The sequence below is a fragment of the Streptacidiphilus carbonis genome (assembly GCF_000787775.1).
Classification (GTDB): Bacteria; Actinomycetota; Actinomycetes; order Streptomycetales; family Streptomycetaceae; genus Streptacidiphilus; species Streptacidiphilus carbonis.
On sequence record NZ_BBPM01000034.1, the window covers coordinates 44876 to 56830 of the forward strand.

General features: G+C 71.2%; 8 protein-coding genes and 1 pseudogene. 8 read left to right on the forward strand and 1 reads right to left on the reverse strand.

Features of this window, described 5'->3' with window-relative positions; translation table 11 throughout:
• Window positions 1–220 precede the first annotated feature (220 nt).
• The 8 genes from TR46_RS41340 (at window position 221) to TR46_RS24395 (ending at window position 11130) form a co-directional block, all read left to right on the forward strand.
• The gene (locus TR46_RS41340) at window positions 221–1222 is read left to right on the forward strand and encodes a DUF2637 domain-containing protein (RefSeq protein WP_152626657.1); all 1002 of its coding nucleotides are present in this window, start codon (window positions 221–223) and stop codon (window positions 1220–1222) included.
• Window positions 1223–1380: 158 nt separating this feature from the next.
• Window positions 1381–2205 carry a MobC domain-containing protein gene (locus TR46_RS24370; RefSeq protein WP_042404887.1) on the forward strand — a complete coding sequence of 275 codons (825 nt, stop codon included), beginning with the start codon at window positions 1381–1383 and terminating at the stop codon, window positions 2203–2205.
• Window positions 2195–3958, forward strand: a complete 1764-nt coding sequence (locus tag TR46_RS24375; RefSeq protein WP_042404962.1) for a relaxase/mobilization nuclease domain-containing protein — start codon at window positions 2195–2197, stop codon at window positions 3956–3958. Before TR46_RS24370 ends, TR46_RS24375 begins: the two co-directional genes overlap by 11 nt.
• A 95-nt stretch (window positions 3959–4053) precedes the next feature.
• Window positions 4054–4215 carry a hypothetical protein gene (locus TR46_RS42525; protein WP_161790186.1) on the forward strand — a complete coding sequence of 54 codons (162 nt, stop codon included), beginning with the start codon at window positions 4054–4056 and terminating at the stop codon, window positions 4213–4215.
• Window positions 4216–4274: 59 nt separating this feature from the next.
• Complete coding sequence (locus tag TR46_RS24380) at window positions 4275–6488, forward strand: ATP-binding protein (RefSeq protein ID WP_052433069.1); 2214 nt, start codon at window positions 4275–4277, stop codon at window positions 6486–6488.
• 358 nt (window positions 6489–6846) lie between these two features.
• A protein-coding gene (locus TR46_RS45585; RefSeq protein WP_439654387.1) for an IS630 family transposase occupies window positions 6847–7916 on the forward strand; the annotation gives its coding sequence in 2 pieces (ribosomal slippage) (window positions 6847–7308 and window positions 7311–7916; 1068 coding nt in all).
• 945 nt (window positions 7917–8861) lie between these two features.
• Window positions 8862–9476, forward strand: coding sequence for a chaplin (locus TR46_RS45255; protein WP_236655483.1), 615 nt, complete (start codon window positions 8862–8864; stop codon window positions 9474–9476).
• Window positions 9477–9849: 373 nt separating this feature from the next.
• The gene (locus tag TR46_RS24395; RefSeq protein WP_042404889.1) at window positions 9850–11130 is read left to right on the forward strand and encodes a polysaccharide deacetylase family protein; all 1281 of its coding nucleotides are present in this window, start codon (window positions 9850–9852) and stop codon (window positions 11128–11130) included.
• A 222-nt stretch (window positions 11131–11352) separates the two neighbouring features.
• Here TR46_RS24395 and TR46_RS39855 read toward each other — a convergent pair.
• Window positions 11353–11549: pseudogene (locus TR46_RS39855) on the reverse strand (3-oxoacyl-[acyl-carrier-protein] synthase III C-terminal domain-containing protein); the annotation flags it as partial.
• Window positions 11550–11955: the final 406 nt, after the last annotated feature.

Consider the following 11955-nt stretch of genomic DNA (forward strand, 5'->3'; position numbering starts at 1 on the left):
CCCCCCCGCCCCCCCCCACCCCCGGGGGTGAAACCGGCCCCCCCCCACCCCCGAGCGCTCGCCGCGCTCGCGACCCGGCCTGCCCGCGCTGACCCCCCCCGCCACACCATCGAGCCCTTCTGGAGCACCCTTGCCCACCCCCGCCGTACCCTCCTCCCCAACCGCCGCCTCAAGGTCCGCCGGCCATCGGGCCACGTTCTGGGACCGCCTGGCGGTCCTGATGCTCGGCGCGGCCGGCTGCGTCCTGTCGTACGACGCGCTGCGGCAGATGGCCTTCGCCATCCACGTCCGCCCCGCCCTGACCTACCTGTTTCCCGTCGTCATCGACGGCTTCATCGCCTACGGCGTGCGCGCCCTGCTGGTCCTGCGCGACGCGCCGCTGCGGGCCCGGCTCTACGTCTGGGCGCTGTTCGCGACCGCGACCCTGGCCAGCATCTGGGCCAACGCCCTGCACGCGATCCGGCTGAACCAGCTCCCCACCACCGGGACCGAACTGCGCCTGGGCGACGCCACCGTCGGGTTCCTGTCGACCCTGGCCCCCCTTGCCCTGGCCGGAGCAACCCACCTGCACATCCTGATCACCCGCCACGGCGGCACCCGTCCCCCGACTTCCGGACAGCCTGCCGACCACTCGACTCAGCCCGTCCCCGCAGCTGATCCAGTCCCCGCACCGGTGTGCTGGCCGGCATCGGTGCCTGAGGTGCCCGAGGCCGTCCCCGCCGCTGGTGTGGAGGCGGCCCTGGAGTCGGTCCCGACTTCCGGTCACCCTGCGGAGGGTGCGACCCAGTCCGTCCCCGCCGTCGAACCGGTCCTCGCGCCGATGCCGCTGGCGGCGTCCGAAGCCCCCAGCATCGTCCCCACTGCCGTCGTCGAGACGGCCCCGGAACCGCTTCCCGATACCGATCCGGAGAGCGATGCCGTGCCGGACCAGCTGTTCGACTGGGCGGGTGTTGATGCCGGTCAGGCCAGTGCCGGGACTTCCGGTCGGCCTGCCCGCGCGGGTCGCACCGGGCGTCCCCCGGCCGCCTCGATCGAGGAATTGGTCCACACCGTGCGCGACGCACACCCCGATCTGGACGACCTGAGTCGCAGCTCGGCGCGCGCCGCGATCACCGAACGAGGACTTTCGGTCGGTGCCGAGCGGCTGACCGAGGTCCTGGCCCGACTACGCCCTGACGTTGAAGCCCGTCCCCGCACGGGCCTGGCCGCCGACTCCGACTGACCCACCCGCGGGGGTGGTCCGGGACGACTTCCGAACCACCCCTGCCCCACCCGCGCGAACCCCTCGCGCCACCGGACCAACCACCTGCCGCCCCGCGATAGAGCGGGGACCGCAGCCGGACACACCGTCCGCCTGCCTGCCGAACCTCGGAGCCGCCCATGCACGACCGTCCCGAACAGCACCCGACCGCCCACGACACCACCTCAACTACCCTGGTCAGCAGTGATGCTGAGGCGTCCTACCCGAACGACGGAGCGAGCTGGGGCGAAGTCCACATCGCCGGGGGCGATGCGGTCTTCGCGCTCGTGTCCGCCCCGGCGGGGGCGGACACCGGCCCGGCCCACGGGGCCGGGACCGAGGCGGGGGTGGAGGCCGAACGCGGCCTCCACCAGGACCAGCAACCGCCCGTCGAGCCGAGCGCCCCAGCCGCCGATGCCGTCGTGCGCCACGCGCCGACCGTGACCGCTGACGCGTTCGTGCACCACGGCGTCGCCGCCAACGACATCCCCGCCCCCGTCCACGACGACAACAAGCCCGGTGCCGAGCGCCGCCGGCACCTGAGCGACGTGCTCTACCGCCCGCGCTCCGGGACCAAGCGTGAACTGCAGCTGACGTGCTCGGCCGAACCGGCGGAGCGCGACTTCATCGACCTCGCAGCCCTGCGCGCGAAGCGCTCCCGGTCCGCCTACCTGATGGACTGCGCCCTCACCTTCGCCCACGCCTACCTGCCCAACCAGCGCCCCGACGGCATAGCCGCCCTGCCCTCGCCGCAGGCCACCCAGGACCTGATGGTCCTGTTCGGCAGGCTGATCAGGGAGTTCGGCCGGATCGGGAACAACCTCAACCAGCTCGTCTACGCCGTCCACAAGGGCGAGCTGCCCGACCGCGCGCTGGAGGACCTCGACGAGCTGCACCAGGTCGCCCAGCGCGCCCGCCTCCTGCTGGACCAGGTCCTGGCCGGGGGTGGTCGCCGTGGTGCCTGACGTCTCCACCGGAGACCGCAGCCGCGGCCTGCTCTCCTACCTCTTCGGTCCCGGCCGCCGCAACGAGCACACCGACCCGCACATCGTCGCCGCGTTCGCCATGCCCGGCATCACCGACCCCGGCCGTGTCCCCCTGGACCAGCACCAGGCCGCCCTGTCCGAGTTGGCCGACTACCTCGACCAGCCCGTCAAGCTGCGCGAGCAGCGGCTGGGGAAGAAGGTGCCGCAGCATGTGTGGCACTGCCCGGTCCGCACCGCGCCGGGCGACCGCTACCTCACCGACGCCGAGTGGGCCGAGGTCGCCCGCCGCGTCGTGCACGCCACCGGCATCGCCGAGGCAGGCGACGACGCCGCCTGCCGGTGGATCGCGGTGCGTCACGCCGAGGACCACATCCACATCATGGCCACCAGCGTCCGCGAGGACGGCCGCCGGCCCCGCAACAAGGGCGACGGCCGCCGCGCCCAGGCCGAGTGCCGCAAGATCGAAGCCGAACTCGGACTGCGCCGCCTGAAGTCCGGCGACGGCACCGCACCGAAGACCCCGAGCGGCGCCGAGGTCGCCAAAGCCGAACGCCAGGGCCGCAGGAACACAGCCCGGGTGTGGCTGCGCGAGCACGCCTACGCCGCCGCAGCCGCGGCGAGGGACGAGCAGGAGTTCTTCGCTGTCCTGACGGCTCTCGGCGTCCGGGTCCGGCCACGCCTTGGCCCCGTCAGCGGGGAGGTCACCGGCTACAGCCTCGCCGCCCCCGGCGACACCGACCGCGAGGGCAAGCCGATCTTCTACGGCGGCTCCGCTCTGGCACCGGACCTGTCGCTGAACCGGCTGCGCGAACGCTTCACCCCCGCACAGGGCCACGAGCAAGCCGCCGTCGCCGTCCAGGGGGACCGTTCCGCTGACGCGGGCGGCTCCTGGCGCCATGCCGAGGCCGAACTGCGAAGCGCCTACGCCTTCGTCCTGACGGCCACCGAGGGAACGGCGGGAGAGGAGGCGGACGCCCAGGTGCAGGCGCAGGCGGCGGCGTTCGCCGAACTGCTGCACAACACCGCTGCGGCGGCACCGCGCCAGCTCCGCGCGGAGCTGCGTGCTGCGGCTGCCGCGTTCAACCGCGCGAACCGCTCCGCGATCCGCGCCGAACACCGCACCGCCGACGCCCTGCGCCAAGCCGGCCGGGCCCTGCTCACCGTGCCCGGCAGCAAGGACGGCGACATCATCACCGGGGTACTGATCTCGGCGGTGTTCCTCCTGATCGCCCTCAGCGAATGGCACACCCAGCGCGGCCACGAGCAGCAGGCCGCAGCCGCCCGCCAGTCCCTGGCCCACCTCCAGGCCGCCTACCAGCAGTCCGCCCGCCCCCGTCTCGCGCAGCTCGCCGACCGCACCCCCAGTCGGGAGGAGAAGGCACGGCTCACCGCCGCCGTGGAAGCGGCCATCCCCGAGCACGCTCAAAAGATCCTCGCCGACCCCGCGTGCCCGGCGCTTCTGACAGCCCTCGCCCAGGCCGAATCCGCCGGCACCCCGCCCCGACAGGCCCTCGCCGACCTGGCCGGGCAGCGCGAGCTCGGCACCGCCGACCGGCCCGCCGAAGTCCTCGTCTGGCGCCTGCGCGCCACCGCCGCCGGCCGCGACGTCAACCGCGCCCGCGCCGCCGGCGCGCGCTCCACCACCCGGCGAACAACGACCCCTGCCAACCCTGTCGGCACACCCCCGACGCCCCGCCAGCCGGTCACCGACGAGCGCCGCCGCTCGCGCTGAACACCCCCCACTCCAAGGAGAACACCCTGCCCCAGACCGACATCCGCCTGGACCTCATCGACCTGCTCTTCGACACCGACTTCCAGCACCAGCCCATGACCTGGTCCCACCTCGACGGCCGCCCCTACACCGAAGCCGAGATGGACCTGCTGCAGACCATCACCCTCCCGGAACTGCGCGCATGGCTGCACGCGCACGCCCTCACCACCGGCTACGACAAGGAGCGAACCGAGGCCGTCCCAGACCAGGACAGCTGACCCGTCGAAAGCCGCCCCGGACCCGGAGCCCTGCACCGGCTCCGGCCGCGCTCGCGCCCGTGCCGCCCGCCATGCGGCGGCGCCGGCTGCACCGACCAGGGGGCGGCACTACCCGCAGTGCCGCCCCCACCTCCTGCCCCCGACCCCCATCAGCAAGGACCAGTCACCTGACTTCCGCTCCCGCCCAGCAGCGCACCACGTTCTCCACGCCCAGGGCCGCCGAGTTCCTGGACAAGCACAACCTGCAGTCCCAGACCGGGCGGCCCGCCGACCGCTTCGGCGACGTCGTCGTCAAGGAACTCCTCGACAACGCCCTGGACGCAGCGGAAGCCGCCACCCCCCGCCCCGAGATCAGCCTCGCCCTCGAACCCGGCGACGGCCTGGTCCGGGTGACGGTCACCGACAACGGACCCGGCATGAGCCCGGAGGTCGTCGCGCAGCTCCTGGACTTCAGCAGCAACGTCTCCGACAAGGCGTCCTACCGCTCACCGACCCGCGGCATGCAGGGCAACGCCTTCAAGACCCTCCTGGGCATCCCCTGTGCCCTCGGTGTCACCGAACCCCTGAGCATCGAAGCCCACGGCATCCGCCACCAGGTCGGCGCGTCCCTGGACCCCGGCGGCAACGTGGTCATCCGCCACACCACCACCCCATGCGCCCGCACCACGGGCACAGCGGTGACCGTGCCCCTGCCCGCCGGACTGATCGCAGCAGAAGCTCCGGGGCGGTGGCTGCAAAACTTCGCCGCCGTCAACCCCCATGCCACCCTCATTGACCACGGTCACCCCGGCAGCGGTGAAGGGGCCGGAATTTACAAGCCCACCGCTCCCGGGCGGTGGCGCAAGCCCCTGCCCTCCGATCCGACCTCCGCGCACCACTATGACCAGGCCGCGCTGAACAAGCTGGTCTTCGCCCACGTCCGCGCCCACCAGCAGGGCGGGAGGGACCTGACGCTGCGCGAGTTCGTCAACTCCTTCACCGGTCTGACCGGCTCGGGCAAGGCCAAGGCCGTCACCGCCCTGGTGCCCGGCATCGCCCGCCTCTCGGACTTCCAGGCCGCCCCGGAGCAGGTCGCGGTGCTGCTGTCCGCGATGCGCCAGCACAGCAAGGCCCCCCAGCCCGCCTCGCTGGGGCAGGTCGACCGCGCCCACTACGAGCAGGTCCTCCACCAGGCGTTCGGCGTCGAGGAGTTCTGGTTCGACCGCAAGCGGATCCTGGACCGCGCCGGCATCCCCTGGGTCATCGAGGTCGCTGTCGCCCGCACCCAGCGCCCCGGCGACGTGTGCTTCGCCGTCAACTACTCCGCCACCTTCGGCGACCCCCTCGCCAGCACCTACCTGTCCGGCAAGGACATCACCGCCGCCGGAGTGCGGGGCTTCCTCGGCCAGGCCGACGCCTGCCCCAACTTCAGCAACCAGCACCAGCGCGCAGCCATCGTGCACCTGGTCTGCCCGGTCCCGCAGTTCACCGACAAGGGCAAGACCGCCCTGGTCATACCGCAGGACGTCGCGAAGGCGTGCGCGCAGGCCCTGACCTCGGCCACCCGGACCCTGCACAAGGACAAGCGCTCCACCGAGAACGCCGACCGCGTCCAGCGGCGCGCCGCCCAGCGCGAGCAGAAGGCCGTCCGGGCGCCGAAAGCGACGGTGAAGGACATCGTGTTCCAGATCACGGCCCAGGCCGTCGACCAGGCGAGGGGCCGCGAGGGCCTGCCGTTCTCCTCGCACACCCTTTTCTACAAGCTCCGCCCCCTGGCCCTGAACCTGCTGTGGCCCGGGACGCCGTTCCGGCCGCACTACGACGAGCAGCAGCTCATCCCCGCCTGGGAGCGCGAGCACGGCCCCATCACCGGGCTGTACCGCGAACCGCGCGGAACCCTGCACCACCCCCACGACCCCGACGGGGAGCGGGACGTGCGGCTGGGCACCCGCGAGGTCAAGCACTACATCCCCGCGAAGTGGTCCTACAACAAGGTCCTGGTCATCGAGAAGACCGGCCTGTGGCCCCCCATCGACCAGGCCCGCCTGGCCGACAAGTACGACATGGCCGTGATCACCAACGAGGGCTACACCAGCACCGCCGGCCGCGACCTCCTCGCCTCCCTGCCGCCCGGCGACGTACAGATCTTCGTCCTGCACGACGCCGACCCCGACGGCTCACCGCCGGACCCGACGCCTGGTCAGAACGCGGCGACACCACCCCTCCCCAATTCCATCGCCCCGGACGCGTCCGGGGTCCGGTCTCGCCCGTGGCGCGGCGACAGGCGCGGGTGAACAGCCGCATCCCGTCGTCCAGCTCGTTCAGCGACGCTCGGCCCATCCGGCCATCGGCCCCGCTCCAGCGCACCTCACCGCGCTGCCCGTTGTCCTGCCCACGAAGCCGCCAGTCCGCCCAGACCTCCAGATCCTCGGGCCGTCCCTGATTCCAGTCCCGGCCCGTGCGCCACAGGGATGAGAAGAACAGCCAGTAATCCAAGCTCGACCCGGCTGGCTTCCGGCCGCTGCGCGCCCGGCGCCCGCAGCGGCCCTGACCGCGAACATCCGACTGCGCCGATGACCGGTACTACTGAGGTTGAAAGCGTGATGGCCGTGGGTGGTTGACGTTCCTTGATCCATGCGGGACGACCCGAGGATGAAGTATGCGCAGGGTGGTGGGCTGACCCCGAAGGGGCAGGCGGAGCGGGAGCGGATCCGGCTGGAGGCAGCCGATCGGTTCGCGCGGGGTGAGGCGGTGGCGGTGGTCGCGGCGGCTTTGCGGGTCGGCGAGCGGCAGGTGCGCAAGTGGCGGCAGGCCTGGCGCGACGGCGGCGCGGACGCGCTCCGCTCGAAGGGGCCGCACTCGGTGGAGCGGCTGAGCCCTGCGCAGTGGGAGCGCTTGGTGCGCGAGTTGGAGCGGGGCCCGATGGCGCACGGCTGGAGCGAGGACCAGTGCTGGACGCTGGGGCGGATCCGCCGCATCATCGCGCGCAGGTTCCACGTCGGCTACACGGTGCAGGGCGTGTGGCATCTGCTGCGGCGTCACGGCTGGTCCGCGCAGGTGCCGGTGCGCCGGGCGCTGGAGCGCGACGACGCCGCGGTCGAGGTCTGGAAGGCCGAGGTCTGGCCGCGGTTAAAAGGACAGCGGCGGCCCGTGATGCCTGGATCTGCTTCGCCGACGAGGCAGGCCAGGGCATGAGGCCGCCGAAGGGCCGGACCTGGGCTCCCCGCGGGAGCACCCCCGAGGTGCGGGTGTGTGTCGGCGGCCGGGGCCGGGTGACCGTGGCCGGCGTGGTCTGCTTCAAGCCCGGCCACCGCTCGCGGTTCTTCTACAAGCTGCACGTATACCGCGCCCGCAAGGGCAAGGCGAAGAGCTTCACCTGGCAGGACTACCGCGACTTCATCGTCATCACCCACCTGCAGCTGGACGGACCGGTGGTGTGGTGCTGGGACAACCTGAACGTGCACCTCGCCGACGGCCTGGCCGAGTTCGCCGTCGAGCACCGTGACTGGCTGGAGATCGTCCAGTTCCCCTCGTACGCGCCGGACCTCAACCCGCAGGAGGGCATCTGGTCGCTGGTCAAGCGCGGCCTGGCAAACTTCGCCGCCGCCAACCTGGACCACCTGCTCCGGGTCATGAAGCGCAAGCTCAAGAAGATCCAGTATCGCCCGCACCTGATCGACGGCTGCCTCGCCGAGACCGGACTGATCATCGAACCCTGGTGATCAACACGGCGGCCATCACACTTTCAACCTCAGTAAGCGGGTCCGGGGCTGTGACTTTCAGAGACCATTCACCCCGAAGTGCCAACCTCAGAAGCGAGCTCTAGAGGGCGTTCCGCCATGGTTCCGCATGGTGACGAATCCGAGCGGCCGCGTCACACTTGCGCACAGGGATCCGGCCCCTGCTCCCCCACAGAGCAGCGGCCGGATCTCCCTACTTGTTGCTGTCCAGACAACAGCTACAGAACGTACACCATTTCTCTACGTGCAGCCACCGGAGGTGGGCAGGTCGAGGTCACGGAGCGCGCTCGCGCTAGCTGACTTTGCTGCTGGTCAGCGGCATCACCCGGGGGTCGGCTGAGGCGTGCACCTGCACTGGATCGGGTGCCAAGCAACGCACCCACCCAGGTTCGTCTTCGGTTCGGTACGGTCCGTCTCTCGTATAGGAACGGCCAGGTGGCGACCGTCCAGCCCCTGTCGCGGTAAATGCGTCCACCTCACCTGTGAAAGAACGCTCCCGTTCGTCATGGTGGCTCGCCGGGCTGTCGCGGTAAATCCGGGGTGTACCGCGACGCATCCAACGCATTCTGACCAGGGCGTTCACCTTTAGTCACCACCTGGCCGCTCCTGTACGAGAACTGGGCCGACGCAGGGCCAACCGTGTTTTAGGTTGACGAGACGACGATGGCCAAGCTCGTCTGTTGCCGCTTTCGCTCCCCATCCCGTGACAGCGGCCGTGGCAGGACCGTTGACAACCCCGAGCCGCTGTCAAGGTGAAGTCAAGAGTATTACCGGTTCGGGTGATTGAACGATCGGATGCGTTCCCTCCCTCCCTGCGTCTTCGTTGCACCGGGCGCAGTCCGGCTGCGAGCGGTCGGATCGCACGGAAGAGGAGGAAGGTTGATCAAACAGATCATTGCCACTGCGTTAGCCAGTGGTGGCCTGCTGATGGCCGGCGCGGGGCTTGCCAGCGCGGACACGGGCGCGTCGGGCGCCTCCGCGCAGGCGCCCGGCTTGTTGTCCGGCGCACTGGCCCAGGCTCCGGCCGCGGATGCGGCCAACCCGTGCGGCAGCACGCTCAACACGGTGGGACTGCTGAACCCAGTCCTGGGCACCCTGTGCGCCACACCCCATCAGGGCTCCGCCGACCGCAGCGGGGCTACCGCCGCGGGCACGGCCCATCACTCGCCCGGTGCAGCCTCCGGCGACGTGGTCCAGCTGCCGCTCCAAGCGCCCGTGAACGCCTGCGGCAACACGGTCAATGCCCTCGCCCTGCTCAACCCCAGTGCTGGGAACGACTGCCGCAGTCACCACCCGGGGCCGCCCCATCGCCCCAGCCCTCCGCCCCGGACGCCCACTCCGCCTCCGACGGGCACTCCTCCTGCGCCAGGCACGCATTCTGCCCCGCCGCCTCCACCCACGGCCCCTGCCCTCCAGCCGGTGGGCGCGCAACTGGCCCACACGGGCGCCGGCGGACTCCCGGTGGAGGTGCCGGCCGCACTCGGCCTGCTGTCCCTCGGGGCGCTCCTGTATCACCGTGCCCGACGTAGTCTTCCCGACTGAACCGGACCGCTGTGGAGGGTCCACCGGTGCCCTTGTGGACCCTCCTGTGCGATATCCCTGCGCCCGCCGCAGCAGGGCTCCGACGCCGTAAATTGGCCCAGCTCGTGTGGGGTTTCGGGCAGGCGGGCGCATCCTGCGGCCGAGGTGTTGGCCTCCGGGTCGGGTGTCGTCGTCGTTCAGGCGGCGTTGTCGAGGGTGACGCTGTAGTCGAGCATGGCTGATGCTCCCGGTTGGCGGCTCCGCAGCTGCGCTGCGTCGCGGCCCGGGGCGAGCGGATCTAGAGTGCATAGGTGACTGGCCATCAGACCTGCGGCTTCCGGGCAGGGACTGGTCCAGCGATGCTGTCGGAGCCGGAAGGGTCGAGGGACACCGCATGGGTTCGCTTTCGCGCAGGAATTTGTTGGCCCAGGGCGCGGTCGCGGCAGCGGCCGGCTTGGGGATGACCGCTTGCGGCTCACACAGTGCAGTGCCGGGGGCGCATCGCGGTGACGCGGCCCTGTCGAAGTCGAACGGCCCGGCCCCGGTGGCCGCGCCGGCTGCCGCCGTCCGGTTGATCGGTGACGGTTCTACCTCCGACACCGGGCCGCAGCCGCGCCAGCCCGTTCCGGCGAAGCTGGAGCCGGGCGAGCGGCCGCCGCAGTTCGTGGTGTTCTCCTGGGACGGGGCGGGTGAGGACAGCAAGCAGTTGTTCTCCCACTACCGAAAGGTCGCCCAGGAGACGAAGGCGACGATGACGTTCTTCCTGTCCGGGATCTACACCCTCCCGGAGGGGAAGCAGGACCTGTACCTTCCGCCCGGCCACCGACCCGGGGCCTCCGACATCGGCTACCTGAAGGACGAGCACATCAGGGCCACCCTGGGACAGGTCGGTCCGGCGTGGCTGGAGGGCCACGAGATCGGCACGCACTTCAACGGCCACTTCTGCAGCCCCACCAGCGGGGTCGGTACCTGGTCCCCGGACCAGTGGCGCAGCGAGATCGACCAGGCCGTGGGCTTCGTCACGCAGTGGAAGACGAACACCGGGTTCACCGACATGCCCGCGCTGCCGTTCGACTACGGCAGGGAGCTGATCGGCAGCCGCACCCCGTGCCTGCTCGGGCAGGACCGGTTGCTGCCCGCGGCGCGGGCGCTGGGGTGGAAGTACGACGCCAGCTCACCGGGGGGCCGGCAGGTGTGGCCGGGCAAGCGCGGGGGCCTGTGGGACTTCCCCCTGCAGGGCATCCCCTTCCCCGGGCACCGTTTCGAGGTGCTGTCGATGGACTACAACATGATGGCCAACCAGTCGGATGCGAAGATCAACGGAGACCCGGCCAAGCGCCCCTACTGGCAGCAGCAGGCCTACGCCTCCTACATGGCCGGCTTCCAGCGCGCCTACACCACCAACCGGGCCCCGATGTTCATCGGCAACCACTTCGAGAGCTGGAACGGCGGCATCTACATGAAAGCCGTCGAGCAGGCCCTGCGCGAGATCGCGACCAAACCCGACGTCCGCCTGGTCTCATTCCGCCAGCTCGTTGCGTGGCTGGACGTCCAGGATCCGGTGGTCCTGGCCAGGCTGCGGACCCTGGACGTCGGACAGACGCCCGCCGACTGGCGCCAGTACACGACCGGCGCGAGTGTGCCGAGCGCCCCCCGGGCGGTCGTGCCGGCTTGACGCGGGCCCGGCGACGCCGTGGGCCGGTGCGCGGGAACAGGTCGGATGACCGCTCCCACAGCGTCGGCCCCCTGCGGCTCCTGCGCGACCCCGACGCCACCGAGGGCAGCCCGCCTGGCGCACCGAAGGGCGGCCCCTGCCTGGCTGGTCGGGGCCGCCCTTGGCCTGGTTTGCGGCGCGCCGACTGGCCGCACCGCCAGGCGTGTGGTTGTGGGCGTGGGGTCATTGGCCTGTCGTCCAGGTGCCGAGGGCGATTTCGTCGGTGATGCCGGGGCCGAAGCCGGCGAGCAGGCCGCGGTGTCCATCGAGTGCGGATTGTTCCTCGAAGAGGCGACGCAGGGCGTTGAGGACGACGGCGCTGGCGATGTTGCCGTAGTTGGTGAGGTGTCGCGGCTGAAGCGGAAGGCGTCGGCGGGGACCGCCTTGCAGCGGTACGACGGTTGGCGCTGAGAAGGATCATGGTCCTGCCCGGCACTATGCGGCTCTCGTATAGCTACGGCCAAGTGGCGAGTAGCAGAAGGTAGCGAACGCTTACATTCCGCACTCGGCGTTCATGATCAAGGTGCCCTTGGGCGACGAATCGCCGCTGTTCGTCAGTACTGTCCGGCCGGGTGGGCATCGGGGTCGTAGACGTAGAAGAAGCCGGCGAGCGGGACTTCGACGTCGCCGGGTGGGGCGAAGACCAGGGCCCCGCAGAGTCCGTCCAGCTCGTTCGGTACCCGTCGGCGGTTCGCACGCTCTCGCGGCCGTCGTCGGCGCGCGACAGTACGCCGTTGGCCCCGCCGGTGGGGGCGGGCTTCAGGGTTATGCCGTGCTGTGTGCGGC